This window comes from Parabacteroides faecalis, assembly GCF_022809355.1.
Taxonomy (GTDB): domain Bacteria; phylum Bacteroidota; class Bacteroidia; order Bacteroidales; family Tannerellaceae; genus Parabacteroides; species Parabacteroides faecalis.
The window spans coordinates 45,208-67,125 of record NZ_JAKZMM010000002.1 but is presented as its reverse complement, the minus strand read 5'-3'; the positions used below and the strand labels follow the sequence as shown (position 1 = coordinate 67,125).

The following is a 21,918-nucleotide window of genomic DNA, read 5'->3' as shown; positions in this document are numbered from 1 at the left end:
AATACGATTATGAATAAAAAGATAGTGACAGTCGTTCTGGGCTGCTTAAGCTTTGCTTATTATATTCAAGCTCAACAAGTGGCATCACAAATAGAAGGAACGGTAAAAGATATATATGGTCAGCCTTTGTCTGGTGTAATTATATCCTCTGCTCAAGGGCGAAACTTAGGTATTACAGATGTATCTGGTCGGTTTGTAATTCAAGCAGACAAGAATGAAATGTTATCATTTTCTTTGTTAGGTTATAAAACATTGAAGTATGCTGGTGAAGAATTTAATGTTGTTATGCAGGAAGATGTTCAATGTTTGGATGAAACCCTTTATCTAGGGCATACAACTCAAAAGAGAGAGACATTTTCAGGCTCAATATCAGTAGCTAAGGGGGAAACTTTAGAGAAATCATTATATACTCGTTTGCAGGGTGTTATGGAAGGTCGATTATCAGGCTTGTTAACAGTTGAGAATTCTGGGCAACCAGCATCTGAAGATATTAGTTTATATGTTCGTGGATATTCGGCTATGCATGGGACTGGCGCTGGAATAGTTATTGATGGTATCTATTATGATAACTATGCTCATGATTTGTTGTATCGTATTTCCCCTATGGATATTGAATCGATTTCTGTATTAAAAGATGGTGCTTCACAAGCTTTATATGGAATCCAAGGTGCTCGGGGAATTATTGTTATCACGACGAAACGAGGTATCAAAGGAAAGCCTAAAGTGGATATTATGGTAGATGAAATTTTACAACAGGCAATAACGAAACCGACTTTTATTAATTCTGCTACTTATGCGACTTTGCGTAATCAAGCGGCCTATAATGATGGGCTAGGTTCTAATTATTATTTTACTGATCAGCAAATAGAACAATTTAAGGCTGGTAATAATTCTTTGTATCCCAATAATGATTGGTGTTCAATGTTTATGCGTAATATTTCACAAATGCAGAGAGCAGGTGTTAGTGTTACTGGTGGTACTGATCAGGTTCAGTATTATACGAATGTTAATCTGACACGACAAGGTGGATTATGGAAAACAGATCAGACGGAATATAATTCAAATAACGAATTATATAAATTAAATGTTCGAGCCAATGTTGATGTCAAGTTAAACAAATATTTAAGTGGTCACTTAAATATGGCTGGGAATATTGAAAAGAGACATGACCCTTTTGGTAATACACAAAGTGGTAATGAACAAATTTATGAAGCTTTATTTATGACGCCTCCTACATTATATGGTCCTGTAACACCTCCAATTTATGATGATGCAGGAAATGTAATTGATCCGGGAGGGGAAGTAACAGTCACTGAACGAATGGATAAATCACCTTACGGTATGTTAAACCGGAGTGGCTATTATAATCAGACGAATACAAATATTTATTCTCAATTTGGATTAAAATTAGATATGTCTTTCCTAACACCTGGATTAAGTATTTCAGGCAAAGTAGGCTATCTCTCTTATATAACTGCATCAATGGGAACTACGCAGAATTATGCTCGTTATAGAAGATCTGGGAATTGGGATGAGTTGTCGTTTGTTCAACAAGGAACGACTGAAAATACAGAATTGGCTTATTCTAAGATTGTTGATTTGTATAGTTATATGTCATATCATGGTAGTATAGATTATATTCGGGACTTTGGTAAACATCATGTAAAGGCAACTGCTTTTTCTATTTTACAAGGATTTACTAAGAATGAGGCAAGTTATGATTATAATCGTTTTTCTTCAGGTTTAGAAGTTCAATATGACTATGATAACCGTTATGCCATACGATTCGATGTAGGATATTCTGGATCGGATCAGTTTGCTCGTGGGTGTCGTTATTTGACAACACCAGGCGTTTCTGTGGCTTATATCATATCTAATGAAGCGTTTATGAAAGAAAAAGCTCCGTGGTTGACTTTATTGAAACCTCGTTTTTCCTATGCTTTGACTGGAAATGATAATTTAGGATTAGGTAGATATGCATATGATGATCGGGTATCTTTTGCTGGTGGTGGTTCAATATCTTATTTGCAATATCTGACACAGGAATCCTCATTTGGTAATCCAAATTTGGTAGCAGAAAAAGTAAGGAAAGCTAATTTAGGTTTGGATTTTGGACTTTTCAATCAACTGAGTATTTCTATTGATTTATTTAAAGATAAGACGATTAATGGAGTTACAAACTCTACAGTGAATGTCCCTTCTTATCAAGGTATTTCGTTGAGTATGTTTCCAAATACTAATATAGCAAAATATGAGAATAAAGGATATGAAGTTGAGTTGAATTATGCTAAACGTTTAAATAAAGATTGGTCAGTATATTTAGGTGGCTTTGTAAGTTATAACGAAAATAAGGTTATTTATTGTGGTGAGACCCCGAAGGGAAATGATTATGCTTATCCCTATCGTACGGAAGGATTTCCTTATGGACAAGCTTTTGGTTATTTAGTTGATTATAGTAACGGTAATGGCATGTTCAATTTCCAAGGTGAAATAGATAACAGTGGGTTGACTTATGATTTTGGTACTCCTCGGTTAGGAGATCTAAAATATAAGGACTTGACTGGTGATGGAATAATTGATGAACGGGATCAAGCTCCAATTGGAAATGGAGACTTACCTCGTTATTATTATGGTATTTCTGGTGGTTTTCAGTATAAGAATTTTGAATTGTCCTTTCTCTTTCAAGGAGTTGGAAAATATTCTTCTATTATGAATGGAATAGGCGTTTATGAAACCAGCTATGAAGGAGTCTTTGGTTCAAATCATTTAAAGGCTTGGACTCAAGATCGTTGGAATAACGATGAGGAAATATTATATCCAGCATTATCCACAACGACTTCAACCAATCATCAGGCAAGTGACTTTTTCCTCTATGATCGTTCTTATTTGAGATTAAAGAATTTAGAGGTTTCCTATTCACTTCCTGAACGATTTAAGAAAGTTCTTCATGCTAAAGATTTGAAAATTGTTCTGAGTGGTCAAAATCTGTTTACAATAGATAACATGAAGTCTGACGATTTTGGGCCAGAAGGATCTTATGCAGATTTTCCTACTTATCGCATGTATAGTATTGGAGTTAAAGCTCAATTTTAAAAAGTTGCACACATAAAAGAATATTCATATGAATAAATTTATATTTTTTTCCTTATTGTTGGTTAGCGAGCTATTTGTAACCTCTTGTAATGATGATTTGGATTTAAAGTCTGACGGATCTATTACGATGGCTGAGGTTTTTACTGACAGAAATCGTACTCGTGGCTATTTAAATGGTTGTTATGGATTTTTGCCAAGCCCTTATTTAGAAGCAGGTTCATTTACAGATGATGCAGAAGATAGTGATGATATTACTCCTGGTTCACGATATGATTATTGGTATAATGGAGGAGTAAATGCAACGAATTTTGCTTCTTATATTTTAGATGGTTCTCCATGGGGAAATTATTATCAAGGAATTCGTCGTTGTAATGTTTTTATAGCTAATATTGATGAAGCCACGGCTTACGTTACAGATGCGGAAAAAATAGGCTGGAAAGCTCAGGCTTATGTTTTACGGGCATTTTATTATTTAGAGCTTTTTAAGCGTTATGGACAAGTTCCTTTAGTTTTAGAATCCAGGTCTGCAGATTATGATTATGCTCAAGATAAAAAGGCTTCAATAGGTGAAATTGTTACACAAATATTGTCGGATTGTGATACGGCATTAGCAACTGCTGAAAGTGAAGATTTTCCATGGCGAATGATGAGCAATCAGTGGAATATGATGACTCGAGCAGTTGCTTATGCAATAAAGTCACAGGCTATTACATTTGCCGTAAGTCCATTATTTGATGACGGTACTTTTACTATAGAACAAGCAGTTCAAATTACTGGAGACGCATTATCACAGTGTTTAAATCATGGGTATACTTTGTTTACTACAACCGATGATTATCATAATGCATATGCATATTATTTTTTGTATAATCCCAATGATTTAGGAGCTACTGATAAAGAAACAATTTATGGTGGAACTCAAGTTAGCGCATGGTCGGATGCTGGATTGCCTACGACTGAAGGTATGACTAAAGCTGGTCCATGTCCTACTCAGGATTTGGTAGATGCTTATGAAATGGCCAATGGATTAGCCCCTATTTTAGGCTATGACGATGTAGATCATTTGAAGCCTATTATTAATCCTAATTCGGGATATGATGAAAATAATCCATATGAAGGTCGTGACCCTCGTTTTTATGCAACTATTTATTATAATGGGGCACTTCGCAAATTAGATGGTTCAAGCGATCAGAAAATAGAAACATTCGAGGGGGGAACTGAAGGTATATCTACGACAAGTAAGATGTATACACGAACAGGATACTATATGCATAAGTATGCACATTTTAATTCTAATCGATATAGTAATTCAGATGGATACATGCGTATTTTCCGTTTACCTGAACTATATTATAATTTTGCAGAAACAGCTTATCAGGTTTATGGCCCTGACAAACAAATTGATTTGGGTAATGGCATTTCGTTGAGTGCATGTGATGCAATTAATGTGGTTAGAGCTCGTGTGGGAATGCCTAGATTTGAATCAGGCATGAGTGCAGATGAATTTCAGAAGAAATATCGTAATGAACGTCGTATAGAATATGCGATGGAAATTTTGCGTTACTTTGATGTGCGTCGTTGGAAGATTCTGAGTGAAACGGAGCGTTTTGTAACAGGTATGCGTATTGTACGAAAAGAAGATGGTTCTTTGAGTTATCAGCGTTTTCGTTTTAATGATCGTGCTTCTTATGAAGATCGTTATCTATTTTATCCATTAGATGTTACTGAAGTTGATAAAATGGAGAGATTAACTGGTGATGATTGGCAAAATTTAGGATGGTAATTAATAAAAAGAATAAGTAGTATGAAAAAAAATATTGCATTTCTGATTTCATTTTTACTTATCTCCATTTTTTCATGTACTGAGGATGATGGGAAAAATGATTCTAAAATAGAACCTGTATCGAATGTTACTAGTACTTCTTTTATTGGATCTGTTATTTTGAATTGGGAGAACCCAGATAATGAGGATTTTTATTATGTTTTAATTACATATAAAGATTCAGGAGGAAAGGAAGTAAGGAAGAAAGTTAGTAAATATGATATAAATGAAGATGGCTTGGGTGAAACAACTGTAGGAGGATTTACCGATACGAATGAGCATGTGTTTAATTTACGTTCAGTTGGTTATTCTGGAGTAATTTCATCTGCAGTTGAAATATCTGGTATACCTCAAAATACTCAAGAAGCAATGAATTATGTTATTGAAACTATTACAGTAGATCCAATATCTTCTGGGGCAAGGATTTCTTGGGTGAATGAAACAGGAGTTTCTGTAAAGTTAAAAGTTTTTTATGTTAATAGGGAAGGGGAGAACATAGAAGTAGAAATTGATGCTGGTGTTACTGGTAGTTATGTTTTAGCAGGAATAACAAAAACTACGGTTTTGACTATTGTGGCCAAAAATGATGGGGATGAAGGTGAGACAGATCCTCATACTTTTGAGGTAACTCCTCTCATTGATCCAGATGATATAGTATATGACGATGTGGATTATATTACTTTTGGAACAGGTGCTAATCAGGTATCATTTACCCAAGATAATCCAGATAATGTGTATGAATATACTTTTGTTACCTTTGGGGGTGATCCAAATATTAATTGTTATGGTATGCACAATTCAATCGCAGGAAAAGTATTGGTATTTCGTTATCAATCGACAGAATCCTTTACTTTAGAGTTGTTCTGGTGTGATGCAGGTGGGGGTGCTGCAGGAGGACGTTCTACTTCAGTAGAAGTGCCTGAAAATAATACAGGAGAGTGGCAAACATTCCGATACGATTATACCGAGGCTATGGCTCAGCATTCTTGGATGGGTAATGCTGGTGACTTTATGAGATTTGATCTTGGTACAAAAGCTGGTTTAACTATTAAATTAAAGAATATACATTTTGAATAGTGTAAAATAAAGCGAAGGAGGGCGTAAGTTGTACTAACTTATAGCCTCTTCGCTAAATTTATGTAAAGGAGATTTTTGTAGAATTGATCATGTTTGGAATAGTAAAATAATAAATTAAGGAAAGATGAATTATGAAATATATTAAATGGGTTGTCTTGGGTATTCTTTTGGAAAGTTTGTTGATGGCCTGTAGTAGTCGGAAGAATATAGGAATGATATCTGATAATCTTGAGTGGGATATTTATTCAGATACATGGGTTGCAACTGATGCTTTAGGAAGAACTATGCCTGAACAAGAAGATGTTGGGGAAGTAAAGACGGATAAACGTAGAGTCGTAGGAATTTTTTATATCACTTGGCATTCTGATGGATTAGCTAATTTAAGAGCTCCTTATAACGGTGATGTTACTAAGGTTTTGCGAGAGGATCCTATGGCAAGGCTCGATGGTACAAATCCTGTATGGACTGAAAGCTCATATCATTGGGGTGAGCCTGAGTTAGGCTATTTCTTAAGTCGTGACACATATGTTATTCAGAAAGATATTTCTATGTTAGCTGATGCTGGAGTAGATGTATTAGTCCTGGATGTAACCAATGCTGTCCGTTATTGGGATGAATGGGAGGCTTTATTTTCTACGATGCTTAAGATGAAAGAAGAAGGTAACAAAGTTCCTCAATTCTGTTTTTGGGCATTTAATGGCCCAGTGATTACCGTTGTTCAAGATTTATATGACAAAATATATAAAGAAGGAAAATATAAAGACTTATGGTTTTATTGGGATAGTAAGCCTTTATTGTTATATAATAGCAAACCTTTTGTAGATGCAAATGGTGGAGGGGTAAAAAATCCCAATCCACATTATGATCCGAAAGCTTTGACAGATCCAACACACCAACATTACCTAGATAAAGATTATGTAGACGAATTTTATACTGATTATACACAAGAAGTAAAAGATTTTTTTACGTTACGCAATATGTGGTGGGGATATTATGAATGGGCAGGAGAACGTTATGTCGGTACTGAAGATAATTGGAGTTTTGGTTATGATTTGGGAGATGATCGTGTTTGTCTGTTAAATCCAGCAGATTTAGTAGCAACTCACAAAGGTCTGAAGGAACAAATGGCTGTTACTCCTGCTCAGCATCCAATTTCGGTTGTTGGTAAATCTTGGACTCGAGAAAATAAAGAGCCAAAGTTGAATGAATACGACATGCCACTTTCTTCCTATGTCCCTTGGTTAGGGAAAACGGTAAATAATCCTACAGCTTATGGCATTTATTTTCAGCAAAGATGGGATGAAGCATTGGCAAATGATCCGGATTTTTTATTTTTAAACGATTGGAACGAGTGGACTGCGGGTAAATATGTTGGAGGAAAGGCTCCTGGCTCTGAGTCTCCTGGGCCAACTACATTTTTGAATCGGAAAAGTAATTTTTATTTTGTTGATCAATATAATGCAGAATTTAATCGTACGATTCAACCGATGAAAGGCGGATATACTGATAATTATTACATGCAAATGGTTCAAAATATTCGTCGTTATAAGGGAGTTCGAAGTATCCCTGAATGCAAGGGATTTGTCAATATAAAAATCGATGGATCATTTAAAGATTGGGAAGATGTTTTGGTAGAATATCGAGATACAAGAGGTGATATTGTCCATAGAAATTATAAAGGATATGGAGGTTATCAATATATAGATACAACTGGACGTAACGATATTATATGTTCAAAGGTTGCTGTAGATGAAGATAATATTTATTTTTTTGTGGAAACGGCTGATATCTTAACGGATTTTAATGATGAAAATTGGATGATGTTGTTTATTGATGTTGATAAAAACGTGGAAACAGGTTGGTATGGTTATGATTATTTGATTAATAAACATGTTATAGATGGACAGAAAACAACTATAATGAAATATGATCATAAATCAGACTCTTGGATGAATGTTGGAGATATTGCTTATAGAAAAGGGAATAAATGTATGGAATTAGCAATTGATCGGGATTTATTGGGACTTAAAGATGATTCTTTTGTTTTGGATTTCAAATGGGCGGATAATCCAGCTACTGAATTAATTGATCCTATTGCTTTTATTGAAGGGGACGCAGCTCCCAATCGTCGTTTTAATTATCGTTATATTTGGAAAAGATGAAAGAGTTATTTAAGAGAATAATATGTATATTATGTTGTTGTGGAATGTATATAAATATGCAATCCCAACAGTTGGTGAATAGTGATCAATGGGCTGCCACTGATGCTTTAGGACGTAAGGTCATAGATTATTCAGAAGCATTGGCAAAAAGGGAGAATAAATATGTTGCGATTTTTTACTGGACATGGCACCAGGGGAGTGATGATACAAATTACCCTGTTAAAAATATTACGGAAATAGTTCGTCAATATCCGGAAGCTATGGCAGATTATAATCATCCGGCATGGGGCGATAAAAAACCTGGTTTTTTCTATTGGGAACAACCCTTGATGGGATATTATCGCACTACGGATCCATGGGTTCTTCGTAAACATGCAGAATTGTTGGCTGATGCCGGTATAGATGCGGTCTTTTTCGATTGTACAAATGGTTCATTTACTTGGAAAGATTCTTATGAGATTTTAATGAAAACTTGGGAATCTGCTATGAAGGATGGAGTAAAAGTTCCTAAAATAGCATTTATGCTCCCTTTTGGGGCTGTACCCAATTCTTTGGTTTCTTTAAGAAAATTGTATGAAGATATTTATAAGACGGGACGTTATAAAAATTTATGGTTTAATTGGAAAGGAAAACCTTGTATCATGGCTTATCCAGATAATTTAACCAATGACCCAATTGACCAAGAGATCGCTCAATTTTTTACATTCCGTCCTGGACAACCTGATTACGTGAATGGACCTACTCGTAACGATCAGTGGGGATGGTTAGAAGTGTATCCTCAGCATGGATATGTTAAAACAACAGGCGGTTATGAAGAAGTAACTGTTGGTGTCGCTCAAAATACTAATCCTGAAAGTAAAGGGCATTGTAGTGCATTTAATTTGCCTAATGCATATGGTCGTAATTATACTGAGACTAAAGGGTTTGATCCACGAATTGATGGCTATTTGTATGGTTGGAATTTTCAAGAACAGTGGGATTATGCACTTGGGTTAGATCCAGAATTAATTTTTGTAACTGGATGGAACGAATACATAGCTGGTATGTGGCTAGAGAAAGATGGTTGGACTGGAAAACCATTTTCTTTTGTAGATCAATATAATTGGAATTGTAGTCGAGATATTGAGCCTAACAAAGGGTGGGGCGATAAAGGAGATGTTTATTATTTACAATTAGTGAATAACGTTAGACGGTTTAAAGGAGTCTCTAAACCGGATGTTGTATCTCCTCAAAAATCCATCTGTATTGGTAAAGAGGGAGAATGGGATGATGTAAGGCCTTATTTTGCTTCTTATCGAGGAAATACTTTGCATCGAGATCATCCAGGACGAAATGATACTTATTACGTAAATAAAACTGGGAGAAATGATATAATTGGAGCAAAAGTAGCTCGTGATAATAAAAATATTTATTTTTATGTAGAAACTGATCAACCTTTGACTTCAATTAAAGATCCAAATTGGATGCTCCTTTTTATTGATGTTGATCGAAACAAACAGACTGGTTGGTATGGATATGATTTGGTCATTAATCGTATTTCCCCAGAAAATGGATTGGTTACGATTGAAAAAAATATAAAAGGAAAATGGATGTGGACAAATATTGGAAACGGAAAATTTGTTGTGAGTGGGAATAGATTGGAGATTGAAGTTGAAAAATCAATATTGGGGTTAACTGATCAGTTAGATTTTGAATTTAAATGGAGTGATAACTTACAAGATGAAGGGAATATTATGGATTTTTATATAAATGGGGATGTTGCTCCTGGTGGACGTTTTAATTATGTTTATACTGCAAAATAGAATACAAGATCATTAAATTTTCAATATATTCCCAAAGGGAAATATGATATGTGTTGTGATGAATTCACATGTCATATTTCCTTTTTAAGTAGGTGAAAATATAGCTGTTAAACAGTCCTCTAATCTTTTAAGTGTGTTGAAACAACTCCGTAGAGAGATAACGTTCGCCGGTATCAGGCAATAAAACAACAATGCGTTTTCCCTGATTAGCTTCATCTTTTGCTATTTCTCGGGCGGCGAAAGCTGCAGCTCCGGATGATATACCCACCAATAAACCTTCGGTAGCAGATAATTCACGACTGGTACGCATGGCGTCTTCGTCGGTAACAGGAATAATTTGGTCAATTAGACTCGTATCTAAAATCTTAGGAATGAATCCAGCTCCGATACCTTGTATTTTATGTGGACCGGCTTTTCCTCCGGATAGGACGGGTGATCCGGCTGGTTCGACAGCTACGATCCGGATATTCGGATTCTTCTTCTTTAATCCGCGGGCTGTTCCGGTTAGTGTTCCGCCTGTACCGACAGCGGCCACAAAGATATCGATTTTTCCGTCGGTATCTTGCCAGATTTCTTCGGCCGTGGTGCGTTCATGTGCAAGCGGATTGGCCGGATTCTCAAACTGCTGTAAGATCAACGAACCGGGTGTTGCCGCTTGTATTTCCTGCGCCTTGCGGATGGCACCGCCCATTCCTTCACTTCCAGGGGTGAGAACTAGTTCAGCTCCGAGAGCTTTCAGTAAATTACGGCGTTCCAGGCTCATGGTTTCGGGCATAGTCAGAATTAATCTGTATCCTTTTACCGAAGCAACCCAAGCTAATCCGACACCGGTATTTCCACTGGTTGGTTCGATGATGAGGGCGCCAGGCTTTAACAATCCTTTTTCTTCGGCATCGGTAATCATCGAAAGGGCAACCCGATCTTTTACACTTCCTCCTGGATTGAAATATTCTACTTTGGCAACGATTTCGGCTACCAATTGCTGTTGTTTCGCCCAACGGTGAAGAGCCAGTAACGGCGTATGACCAATCAATTCGGTCAAGCTATTCTTGATGTTCATAATCTTTGTAATTAGTCTGTACGCAAAGTTAGAATAATTCTGGATATAACGACTTTTAAGTAGAGATTAACGCTTCAATACATAACTATTTATTCCCCCGTTCTGTTCTTCTTGTGAGAGTGGATTGTAAATTCTTACCTGGAATTATTTATTAAACCGTTTATTTTAATTGTAAAAGTTATGTGTGTGAAGAAGATTTTTATGATGCTAACGTTGGCTATGTTGGCTCAGTTCGGCTGGGGGCAAGAAGTCTCTTATCAATTATCGAGTCATATTTTAGATATTAATAAAGGAGCTCCGGCTGCAGATGTAAAGATTCGCCTGTCAAAGTTGGAAACTAAGACTGATACATGGATTCAGGTAGCTGAGAAAACAACGGATATCAATGGTCGGGTAAAGGACTTCTTGCCGGAAGATGGAACCAATCATCAGGGTATTTATAAGCTGACGTATGAAACAGCTCCTTATTTTGAGGCACAACAGCAAGATTCTTTTTATCCTTTTATCGAAGTGGTGTTCGAGATCAAGGATGATAAGCATTATCATGTACCGATAACTCTTTCTCCTTTCGGATATTCTACTTATCGGGGAAACTGATCATTTCTAAATAATTATTAAAAGGTATCGGTCGTTATAGTGATAAATCCGAATTGCAGGACTCTTCATCAGAAAAAGAATTTGATAAACTAAAAAGGAAAGAGTATGATGAAGCGTAATCTTGTTATTTGGGTGGCCTTGTCTTGGCTAATGGCCTGTTTTTCGTGTTCGGATGATCTGAGTGAGGAAGAATTGTTTCCGGAAGGCACGGCAACCTTGTATATGATGGACGAAAGGAACGGAAAGACCTTGCTGGGTAATTCGGATGTATATATAACGGGTGAGAGGAATTTCCATAGTAACCGTTTCCCTATTTTCGACATGGGAAAGAAATCCGGTATTGGAGATATTGAGATGCCGGATTTCATAAATATGGCTCCACAAGTAGCCGTACAACCGGGAAATGGTTATGTGATCTGTGATGTCGATGACATATTAGAATTTGAAGAATCCGGACAGTTAGCTATTGCTGAGTCTGCATCAGTTTATCGGGTATTTGTTGACTCCTGGATTCAGCGGGGTGACAGTATTACCGGAGCTAATGTCCGTTTCTTACTGGGTAAACCATCAGAAGGACAACTACCGGTTTGGGGAACTTCACTGGGAACGATCTGGTTGGATCCTTATCTGGCTTCTATCGACGAACAAACTCCGTTAGTGGTTGATTTACCTTCTTCTCATCCGGGAGATATTGAAATCGATTTGTTAGGAAAAGCTCAGGAGGAACTTACTTATGCTGTTGAAGGAAAACAGTTAAAGCTAAGGGCTGCCTCTCTGTATAGTGTTGGTTCTGAATATCATCTGATAATCCGTTACAAACATATCTATACAGAAGTTTCTGTATGGGTAGAGTGGAAAGGATAGGAGGTTTATCCTTATAGAAAATTCTCAGAAGAATGTTTGTCTGAGATATTGGAATAAAAATAGCACCACGGCATCGAAATATATCCTGATACCGTGGTGCTATTTATTTAGACTGTTTATTCTTCTCTTCTTTTTTGTCTTGATAATTGAAGTAAAGAACACCTGTAATCGCTATAATTAAAAGTGTAATACAACTCATGATTGTTAGCATATTATACTCCTTCCTTTTTATCTCGTATCAGCCACAAACCGAATACAAGGATTAATACTATAAAAAATAATAAAGACAGATAGTATAACCATGTTTTATCCATATCTGTAATAATAGATGACAATATAGCAACTGTCATTAGATACTTGGCTATATCCATTAACCATTTTCCGAATTCTTTTTTCATATTGTAGGGTTTTGTTTTGGCAAATATAAGGAATATAGAGAAATAATAGCTATGACTTCGTATAAAAATAAACCCCGCCAAACAATTCTTCTTTGTCTGGCGGGGCTATTGATTTAGAGAATAAAATTATTCACCCAACAAGATTTCCATGATCTGGCAAGCAGCTTTGGTAACAGAAGTACCCGGACCAAAGATGGCTGCAACACCAGCCTTATATAAGAAGTCATAATCTTGAGCAGGAATTACACCACCGGCAATGACGATGATATCCGGACGACCTAACTTCTTCAGTTCTTCGATTACTTGCGGAACCAATGTCTTGTGTCCTGCAGCCAATGAAGAAACACCCATTACGTGAACGTCGTTTTCAACAGCCTGGCGAGCAGCTTCTGCCGGAGTCTGGAACAACGGTCCCATATCTACGTCGAAACCACAGTCTGCATAACCCGTTGCAACAACTTTTGCACCACGGTCGTGTCCGTCCTGACCCATCTTAGCGATCATGATACGTGGCTGACGACCTTCTTTCTTAGCGAACTCGGCTGTTAACTGGCAAGCCTTTTCAAAGTCCGCGTCTTTCTTAGTTTCTGATGAGTACACGCCTGAAATAGTTCTAATGATTGCTTTATAACGTCCTACAACAGCTTCGCAAGCGTCAGAGATTTCACCCAAAGAAGCACGTAAACCGGCTGCTTTTACTGCCAATTCCAACAAGTTGCCTTTCTTTGTCTTAACACATTCTGTGATATCAGCCAAAGCTTTCTGTACGGCAGCTTCGTCACGATTAGCACGTAATTCCTTCAACAGTTCGATCTGTTCGTTACGAACGGCTGTGTTATCGATTTCCAGAATATCGATCGGATCTTCTTTCGGCAGACGATATTTGTTAACACCAACAATTGTCTGGATACCTGAGTCGATACGAGCCTGAGTACGAGCAGCTGCTTCTTCGATACGCATCTTCGGCAGACCTGTTTCGATAGCTTTTGCCATACCGCCCATACTTTCGATTTCCTGGATCAACGCCCAACCTTTTTGTACCAGTTCGTTTGTCAGAGATTCTACATAGTAAGAACCACCCCACGGGTCAATCTGCTTGCAGACTTTTGTTTCTTCCTGAATGTAGATCTGAGTATTACGGGCAATACGAGCAGAGAAGTCTGTCGGCAAAGCAATTGCTTCGTCCAATGCATTGGTATGCAAAGACTGTGTATGACCAAGAGCTGCTGCCATTGCTTCGATACAAGTACGACCTACGTTGTTGAACGGATCCTGTTCTGTCAGTGACCAACCAGAAGTCTGGCAGTGTGTACGCAAAGCCAATGATTTCGGATTCTTGGCACCGAAACTCTTAACGATCTTAGCCCACAACATACGAGCTGCACGCATCTTGGCAATTTCCATGAAGTGATTCATACCGATTGCCCAGAAGAATGACAGACGAGGAGCGAATGCATCAATATCGATACCTGCATTTACACCAGCACGAAGATATTCCAAACCGTCGCACAAAGTATAAGCCATTTCAATATCAGCAGTTGCACCTGCTTCTTGCATGTGGTAACCAGAGATTGAGATAGAGTTGAACTTCGGCATCTTCTGTGAAGTATATTCGAAGATATCAGCGATGATACGCATTGAGAACTCAGGTGGATAGATATATGTGTTACGCACCATGAATTCTTTCAGGATATCATTCTGGATTGTACCAGCCATTTCTTCCAATTTAGCACCTTGTTCCAAACCTGCATTGATGTAGAATGCCATTACCGGAAGTACAGCACCGTTCATTGTCATTGAAACTGACATCTTGTTCAAAGGAATACCATCGAACAAAACTTTCATGTTTTCAACAGAACAGATAGAAACACCTGCTTTACCAACGTCGCCTACTACACGTTCGTTGTCAGCATCATATCCACGGTGAGTAGCTAAGTCGAATGCTACAGACAAACCTTTCTGTCCTGAAGCCAAGTTACGGCGATAGAAAGCATTTGATTCTTCAGCTGTAGAGAAACCTGCATACTGGCGGATTGTCCAAGGACGCAATGGATACATGGCACTGTACGGACCACGCAGATAAGGAGGAATACCAGATACGAAGTTCAGGTGTTCCATACCTTCCAAGTCTTCTTTTGTATAGACCGGTTTCACGTTGATGTGTTCCGGTGTTTTCCAATTGGCTTCAATGCCATTGGCCTTTGCCCATTCAGCTGCATTTGTAGCAGCGAAGCCGGCATTTTTAATATCTATGTCTTTAAAATTTGGTCTCATTGTCTTTTGGATTTTTAAATACCTAACTTAGCATTGAAAGCCTGCAATGTTTCCAATACATTGCTCTTTACATTAATAAACTGATCAATACCCTGAGCTTTCAGGTCTTCCATGCAAGCAGGAGCACCTGCTACTACGAATTGAGCACGGCCGTTCAGCGCTTTAAATGCAGCTGGTGCTAATTCAGCATATTCATCATCGCTAGAACACAAAACGACGATGTCGGCACCTGCATTGACTGCAGCTTCTACTCCGGCTTCAACAGTATCAAATCCTAAGTTATCAATTGTCTTGTAACCTGCGCAAGCGAAGAAGTTGCAAGAGAACTGAGAACGAGCCAAACGCATAGCCAAGTTACCGATTGTCAGCATGAATGCTTTCGGAGTCTTTCCGCTCTTTTCAGTAGCCAGACGCAAGGCTTCAAATTCTGAACCGCCACGGGCAAAGTTCAATGCTGCAATTTCCGGTTCGCCACAGCTGTGACCTTCTTTGTTCTGGCAGCAGCATGCGCCTTCTTCTTTCTTGATCTTTTCTGCAGCTACTTCTGTGAAGTTCGGGAACTGGTTTGTACCCAGTAAGGTTTCACGGCGAGTTGCTACAGCTTTATGACGAGCTTCGTTGGATGCGTTGACAGCAGCCTGGATTTCTCCGGCATTAGCCTGTGCACCGAAACCACCTTTTTCTTCTGTTTCCAAGAACAGTTTCCAAGCAACGTCTGCAATTGAGTTGGTGAATACTTCAACTGTATAAGAACCGGCAGCCGGATCAACTACTTTGTCGAAGTGAGATTCTTCTTTCAATAATAACTGCTGGTTGCGTGCGATACGTTCAGAGAAGTCATCCGGAGTTTCGTATGCTTCGTTGAACGGACGAACTGTGATTGAGTCAACACCTGCGATAGCAGCAGACATGGCTTCAGTTTGTGAACGCAACAAGTTTACATGTGCGTCATAAATAGTCATGTTCCATTTTGAAGTCTGAGCATGAACAGCCATCTTGCAAGCACATTCGCAAGCCGGTTTGTAAGCAGCAACGATTTCTGCCCATAACCAACGAGCTGCACGGAATTTCGCAATTTCCATGAAATAGTTAGAGCTGATACCAAAGTTGAATTTGATTCTCTTGGCTACTTCATCTACGTTGCAACCGGCATCGGTCAGTTTTGCTAATAATTCATTACCCCAAGCCAATGCGAAACCTAATTCCTGAGCGATATAAGCTCCTGCATTGTTCAGTTCGAATGCATTAACAGCCAAAACTTTGTATTTCGGAAGAGCTTTGGCAGCTTCTAATACAGCCTTGGCACCTTCTACCCAGTTTTCATTCTTACGACCTTTGATAAGCGGTTTCTTGAACGGATCGTAGTTAACAGAACCTTCACACTTCTCAACATCCACACCTTTAGAAGCGAAATAAGCCGCTAAGATTTCAATCAACTTGGCTGCTTTGCAGTTGCAAGTCTTGAAGTTAAGTTCAACACAAGCCGGACAGATACCATCAAGCAAAGTAGCGATGTTTTCAGCGCTTACTTCATCACCTTTGATGATAAAGCCCAACGAGGTAATACCTTTGTTCAGAATGTCCAATGCCTTTTCATTCGCCGCTTTGAAGCAAGTTACTTCGATGTTCTGGCGTACTTTCCAGTCATTGTCTTTTTTAGTACCACGTACATACGGGAATTCACCCGGAAGAGCTGTTGTCGTTTTCAGACCTTCCAGATCTTCCAAACGATAGAACGGATTGGCATTGAAGCCTTCACCTGTTTTCCAAACAAGCTTTTTCTCAAACGGAACGCCTTTCAGGTCGGCCGTGATTTTCGCAACCCATGCTTCGGTTGAAACGGGTTCGAATTCAGAGAAAAGTTTTTCTTTTTGTTCTGCCATAATATTAGTTGTTTATTAAACTGGTATTAGTAATGTTTTCTATTAATTACCACGTTAGTTATATATTATACCTAACGACTTACAAAGGTAAGAGAAATAATTTTTTTGCAAAACTATTTGTCGGATTAAAATAAATCTTTACTTTTGCACTGTCTTAAGGACAACAAATGGCGCATTCGTCTAGTGGCCTAGGACGCGGCCCTCTCACGGCTGAAACCCGGGTTCGATTCCCGGATGCGCTACTTATAAAAGGATGTTACTTGATGGTAAGTGACATCCTTTTATATTTATGCCTCCTTTATAAATGTGGTATGCATGGGTGTTGTCTGTTTCTTCTGCAAGAATTCCGGACAAGTATTGTGTGTCTTGGAAAAACGTTCTATTTTAGAAGCCTTAATCATTGTTAGTTGAGGATGTGGCTTGGGCGAAAGTGAAAATAGTACGAGATGATGGAACATGGGCCGATGCCCAAGCTCCTGTTATTGTTTCTGCTAGCCGAAGTACAGATATTCCGGCTTTCTATGCCGATTGGTTTTTCTATCGTTTGCAAAGAGGATATTCGGCTTGGATGAATCCTTTTAATGGGAAAAAGAGTTTTGTGTCTTATCAGCATACGCGATTTATTGTTTTTTGGTCGAAATATCCGGCTCCTCTGCTTCCATTTTTAACGATCTTGAAAGAAAAACAAATTAATTGTTATATTCTGTATACGTTGAATGATTATGAAAAGGAAGGTTTAGAAAAGGGTGTACCTTCTGTAGAAAAACGAATTGATACGTTTAAAAGGCTGGTCGATGAGTTAGGCTTTGGGCATGTTGTTTGGCGTTTTGATCCATTGATGTTGACTGATCAGGTCGATATTCCTTCATTAATGGAAAAGGTTACTTCTATAAGGGAACGTTTGAAAGGGTATACCGAAAAACTAGTATTTAGCTTTGCCGATATTTCTTCCTACCGGAAGGTGAAAATGAATTTAGATAGAAATCATATCCTTTATCGCCAAATATTTGCGCAGAAAGATCAACTCGTGTTTAGTCGTTGGGAATTCTTGTAAATCCAGTTATGATTTCCTATTTTTCTGCCTATGATTTTATTGATTCACCCATATGAATTAATTAATTCACAGTTGTGAATTAATTGAATCACTATTGTGAATTGATTGAATCACCTTAGTGAATTAATTAATTTATGGCATAAAAATATTAGTTTATAACGGGAAATATACGAATATATCCATAGATAGTAATTACTGTTTAATTCGTTGCTGGTAGGAGAGGAGGAGAGATGCTGTTTGTTACAGCGTGGATTTCGGAAATTTGTATAGCGAGAATAACAGTATTTTGGGGAAGTCCTTAAATCACCACAAGCTTTTGGTTTATAGGTATATATCTGAAAAGTAAAAGATGATGTAGGAATAAAAAAAGAAAGACACGGAGATCATTTGATAAATAAACTCCGTGTCTCGAAGACTACTATATTTAAAAGTATGTGTTAGGGTAACTTTGTGTTGGAAATATTTTCCAAGAACAAATCCATCATACGCTTGGCGGCAATGAACGGAGTGATTTCGTTTCCTAACACCTGTTGTTCTGTCTGGTTGAGCATGGAACTAACAGCCGGATTGTTGTAGAATGTATCTCGCAATGTATCGTTGATACTTTCGTACATCCAGTATTTGGCTTGTTCGCGTCTCTTATATTCGAAATAGCCGTTTTTCTTCGTGAAAGCCATGTACTCATCTACCATATCCCAAATCTCTTTGACTCCGATGTTATAATAACCGGAGTAGGTGAGTACTTTGGGCGACCAGCCTGATTCGGTAGGCGGGAAAAGATGCAATGCGTTACGGAACTGAGCCGCTGCCATTTGGGCTTTATCTACATTATCGCCGTCGGCTTTGTTGATGATGATGCCGTCTGCCATCTCCATGATACCACGTTTGATGCCTTGCAATTCATCACCTGTTCCAGCCAATTGGATCAAGAGGAAGAAATCAACCATCGAATGTACGGCTGTTTCACTCTGACCAACGCCGACTGTCTCGACGAATACTGTATCGAAACCGGCAGCTTCGCATAAGATGATCGTTTCTCTTGTCTTGCGGGCAACACCACCCAAAGAACCTGCCGAAGGAGAAGGACGGATAAAAGCATCTTTTTCTCTCGATAAAGTTTCCATACGGGTCTTGTCTCCTAAGATACTACCTTTCGAACGCTCACTACTTGGGTCGATGGCCAAGACAGCCAGTTTATGACCTTTCTTGAGCAGGTGCATACCAAACGCATCAATAGAGGTACTTTTTCCGGCACCAGGCACACCGGTAATACCAATGCGCATAGACTTTCCGGCATACGGAAGACATTTCTCGATGATTTCCTGTGCGATTTGCTGGTGTTCGTGTTTGGCACTTTCTACCAATGTTACCGCTTGACTTAAAATCGTGATGTTTCCTTTCAGGATACCTTCCACGTATTCAGCCGGTGTATATTGTTTGCGTTGTACCCGTTTCCGGAGATAAGGATTTACTGTCGGTACATCTGTTACACCTTTATTTACTTTTAATCCTTTGTATAAATCGTCGTTTTCTGGGTGTTCCATGCTTGTATTATTTATTTATGGGCTGTTACTTTTAATAAGCGTACCGGTCCGTTCGGATCGTTACTGATGATGTTGACCAAAGCCTCCAAGCGGACTTTTACATCTTTCGGACGAATAGAAACCTTGTAAGTTGTCGTTTCTCCCGGTTTGATTTCTTTTTTACCCCGGCTGATCGAAATATGTTCGTTGTCGGAAGTAAAACTATAAATAACCAAATCCGATTTTCCGGTATTGGTAATATCAACCGTTCCGGTAATTTTACTGCTGAAGAACGGAATCTTGTTTTTCTTAGACGGTAATTTCCCGAAGTCCAACAACGTACCAGATATATGAATAGCCGGACCTTTGGCTTTTTCCCGGGCAGACATCTTGCTGAAATCATCAATTACATTGGCTGCCAAGGCAACAGTTTCCGTAACTTCTTTCTCTCCGACAGCTTTGACAGTCAGGGGAAGATGAACCAGCTGACGACCTTTCTGCTTGATCTTCCGTCCATCTACCAGGAAGGTAATCTCTCCTGTCTCGTTGGGCTTTAAGGAAGTCGGTTTCATATCAGCAATAATGAAGTCCGGCATTTTACCGAACTCAATCTGAAGGGAAGTTTTCCCTTCATTCTTGATACTGATCTTTTCCCCAAGACTTTCGTTTTGCCGCAGGTTGTTGAAGAGAACGTTCTTGGTATGCAGTTTTAAATTACCGATAGCATACGGATAAGTAAATTCGGGAGTTAATTCCTTCGGGATTACATTTCCTTTAATGGCTACATTATACCGGCTTTTTTCTGCATTACTATATAAGGTAATCGTTTTGTAAAAAGGTCCCGGTCTGCCATTCGGATTATAGGTCACCTTCAGTGTCCCGGTTTTTCCTGCAGCAATCGGTTCTTTGGTCCATTCAGGCCGTGTACAACCACAAGAAGCAGTGACACGTGTAATAACAAGAGGCTTGTCGCCCTGATTGGTGATAGTAAACACATGCGAAGTCAGCCCTTTCGCTTCCTCGATCGATCCGAAGTTGAACACTTGCTGGTCAACACTGATCTGAGGAGCCTTTTGAGCCATGCTGATTCCAATGCTTCCGCAAAGCAGGAAGATTGTACCGATAATCTGTTTTAGATTTAGTATCATTGCGACAACCTCGAATTATTATAAGTAAAATGAATAAGATCTTTCTTTATTTAACTTTCCCTTTGATGGTCAGGATAAAACTTCCTTTCTTTCCATTGCTGTAGATAGAAATAGCTTTAGCAAAAACACCTGGTCTGCCGGCTGGATTGTATGTGATTTTTACATCACCGCTTTTCCCTGGAGCAATCGGTTCTTTTGTCCATTCCGGAGTTGTACAACCGCAAGAAGCAATGACGCGCGTCAATACCAAAGGCGCATCACCTGTATTTTCAATGACAAATGTGTGCGCAACTTTACCATCAGCTTCTTTAATTTCTCCAAAATCATAAACCGTTTCCTTCGCTGAAATGACAGCTTGCTTTTGCTGGGCCGAAAGAGCACCTAATGAAAGTACAAGCGCTGTTAATAAGAAAATTATACGTTTCATCTCTCTTTGTTTTATTTGAATAATTAATTGACAAAGATAATGATTAAGCCGGAATGTATACCTATTTTTATCTCCATTTTAAGATTAATACAGATATCAACGTGAAATTTGTATAGGCGGAGAGAAATGAATAATGGAAAAACAGGGCCGGACAGAAAGAAAACAATACATAATGCGGCGAGATGATTTGGAAGAGAAGCTGAAAATGTGTATCTTTGCGCCGTTTTTTAGCGCCGGGTAAATCTTGGCGAAAGAGGAACTGAATCGATGTTTAATTAAAATCAGACTTGGAAAGGAGGCTGTTGATTTATTTCATATTAGAAAAGATAAAGTATTCGCAAGTAGCATAAGCGAAAGTATCATAAAAATTTAAACAAAGTGAGAATTATTGGCAGAAAGTTTGGCTGATAGCGAAACTATCTGTAATTTTGCTGCCCGTTTTAAGGATGTATTAATTAAACAAAATAACAAATTAAATTATGATCGTAGTTCCATTAAAAGAAGGCGAAAACATTGAAAAAGCGCTGAAGAAATTCAAAAGAAAATTTGAAAAGACAGGTGTTGTAAAAGAATTGAGAAACCGTCAGGCTTTCGAAAAACCGTCAGTAGCAAAGAGAAAGCAAATGATGCGTGCTATTTATGTACAGCATTTGCAGCAAACTGAAGAATAATTGAAAAAATACTTGTTTTTTTAGAATCTAATTTCTATATTCGTTGCAGAATAGTTGATGCAA

General features: G+C 38.4%; 15 protein-coding genes, 1 tRNA gene and 1 pseudogene. 10 read left to right on the top strand and 7 right to left on the bottom strand.

Annotated elements, in window-relative coordinates; all coding sequences use genetic code 11:
* Positions 1 to 9 precede the first annotated feature (9 nt).
* The 5 genes from MUN53_RS01090 to MUN53_RS01070 all read left to right on the top strand — a co-directional run bounded on the left by MUN53_RS01090 (position 10) and on the right by MUN53_RS01070 (position 9,956).
* Positions 10 to 3,093: a SusC/RagA family TonB-linked outer membrane protein gene (locus tag MUN53_RS01090; protein WP_243323054.1), complete on the top strand. Its 3,084-nt coding sequence runs from the start codon at positions 10 to 12 to the stop codon at positions 3,091 to 3,093.
* Between the two features lie 28 nt (positions 3,094 to 3,121).
* On the top strand, positions 3,122 to 4,876 hold the full coding sequence (locus MUN53_RS01085; RefSeq protein WP_243323053.1) for a RagB/SusD family nutrient uptake outer membrane protein: 1,755 nt from the start codon (positions 3,122 to 3,124) through the stop codon (positions 4,874 to 4,876).
* Positions 4,877 to 4,897: 21 nt separating this feature from the next.
* Positions 4,898 to 5,992 carry a DUF4959 domain-containing protein gene (locus MUN53_RS01080; protein WP_243323051.1) on the top strand — a complete coding sequence of 365 codons (1,095 nt, stop codon included), beginning with the start codon at positions 4,898 to 4,900 and terminating at the stop codon, positions 5,990 to 5,992.
* Positions 5,993 to 6,123: 131 nt separating this feature from the next.
* Complete coding sequence (locus MUN53_RS01075; protein ID WP_243323049.1) at positions 6,124 to 8,154, top strand: glycoside hydrolase family 71/99 protein; 2,031 nt, start codon at positions 6,124 to 6,126, stop codon at positions 8,152 to 8,154.
* The gene (locus MUN53_RS01070; protein ID WP_243323047.1) at positions 8,151 to 9,956 is read left to right on the top strand and encodes a hypothetical protein; all 1,806 of its coding nucleotides are present in this window, start codon (positions 8,151 to 8,153) and stop codon (positions 9,954 to 9,956) included. The genes MUN53_RS01075 and MUN53_RS01070 overlap by 4 nt, the downstream gene beginning before the upstream one ends.
* 127 nt (positions 9,957 to 10,083) lie before the next feature.
* Here MUN53_RS01070 and cysK read toward each other — a convergent pair whose 3' ends face one another.
* On the bottom strand, positions 10,084 to 11,016 hold the full coding sequence (cysK, locus tag MUN53_RS01065) for a cysteine synthase A (protein ID WP_243323046.1): 933 nt from the start codon (positions 11,014 to 11,016) through the stop codon (positions 10,084 to 10,086).
* A 201-nt stretch (positions 11,017 to 11,217) separates the two neighbouring features.
* Between cysK and uraH the strand changes: the two genes are divergently transcribed.
* Both uraH and MUN53_RS01055 read left to right on the top strand, forming a co-directional pair.
* Positions 11,218 to 11,613, top strand: a complete 396-nt coding sequence (gene uraH / locus MUN53_RS01060; protein WP_243323045.1) for a hydroxyisourate hydrolase — start codon at positions 11,218 to 11,220, stop codon at positions 11,611 to 11,613.
* A 105-nt stretch (positions 11,614 to 11,718) separates the two neighbouring features.
* Positions 11,719 to 12,477, top strand: coding sequence for a DUF5036 family protein (locus MUN53_RS01055; protein ID WP_243323044.1), 759 nt, complete (start codon positions 11,719 to 11,721; stop codon positions 12,475 to 12,477).
* A 212-nt stretch (positions 12,478 to 12,689) separates the two neighbouring features.
* Here the strand turns inward: MUN53_RS01055 and MUN53_RS01050 are convergent, their stop codons facing one another.
* The 3 genes from MUN53_RS01050 to mutA all read right to left on the bottom strand — a co-directional run bounded on the left by MUN53_RS01050 (position 12,690) and on the right by mutA (position 17,032).
* Entirely contained in the window at positions 12,690 to 12,875 is a 186-nt protein-coding gene (locus MUN53_RS01050) for a DUF6722 family protein (protein ID WP_022455300.1), read from the bottom strand.
* Positions 12,876 to 13,001: 126 nt separating this feature from the next.
* Complete coding sequence (gene scpA / locus MUN53_RS01045; protein WP_022455302.1) at positions 13,002 to 15,149, bottom strand: methylmalonyl-CoA mutase; 2,148 nt, start codon at positions 15,147 to 15,149, stop codon at positions 13,002 to 13,004.
* A 14-nt stretch (positions 15,150 to 15,163) separates the two neighbouring features.
* Positions 15,164 to 17,032 (bottom strand): methylmalonyl-CoA mutase small subunit, encoded by a 1,869-nt coding sequence (gene mutA, locus MUN53_RS01040; RefSeq protein ID WP_243323043.1) that lies wholly within the window; start codon positions 17,030 to 17,032, stop codon positions 15,164 to 15,166.
* Positions 17,033 to 17,201: 169 nt separating this feature from the next.
* Here mutA and MUN53_RS01035 point away from each other — a divergent pair.
* Positions 17,202 to 17,274: transfer RNA gene (locus tag MUN53_RS01035), tRNA-Glu, on the top strand.
* 173 nt (positions 17,275 to 17,447) lie between these two features.
* Positions 17,448 to 18,035 (top strand): annotated as a pseudogene (locus tag MUN53_RS01030) (DUF1848 family protein); the annotation flags it as partial.
* 488 nt (positions 18,036 to 18,523) lie between these two features.
* On the opposite strand, the gene meaB reads toward MUN53_RS01030, so the two are convergent.
* Genes meaB through MUN53_RS01015 form a run of 3 tightly spaced genes read right to left on the bottom strand, consistent with a single transcriptional unit; the run spans position 18,524 to position 21,184 of the window.
* On the bottom strand, positions 18,524 to 19,630 hold the full coding sequence (gene meaB, locus MUN53_RS01025; protein WP_022454636.1) for a methylmalonyl Co-A mutase-associated GTPase MeaB: 1,107 nt from the start codon (positions 19,628 to 19,630) through the stop codon (positions 18,524 to 18,526).
* Between the two features lie 11 nt (positions 19,631 to 19,641).
* The gene (locus MUN53_RS01020) at positions 19,642 to 20,757 is read right to left on the bottom strand and encodes a DUF1573 domain-containing protein (RefSeq protein WP_243323042.1); all 1,116 of its coding nucleotides are present in this window, start codon (positions 20,755 to 20,757) and stop codon (positions 19,642 to 19,644) included.
* 46 nt (positions 20,758 to 20,803) lie between these two features.
* Entirely contained in the window at positions 20,804 to 21,184 is a 381-nt protein-coding gene (locus MUN53_RS01015; RefSeq protein ID WP_243323041.1) for a DUF1573 domain-containing protein, read from the bottom strand.
* Between the two features lie 479 nt (positions 21,185 to 21,663).
* Between MUN53_RS01015 and rpsU the strand changes: the two genes are divergently transcribed.
* The gene (rpsU, locus tag MUN53_RS01010) at positions 21,664 to 21,855 is read left to right on the top strand and encodes a 30S ribosomal protein S21 (RefSeq protein WP_022454633.1); all 192 of its coding nucleotides are present in this window, start codon (positions 21,664 to 21,666) and stop codon (positions 21,853 to 21,855) included.
* Positions 21,856 to 21,918 lie beyond the last annotated feature (63 nt).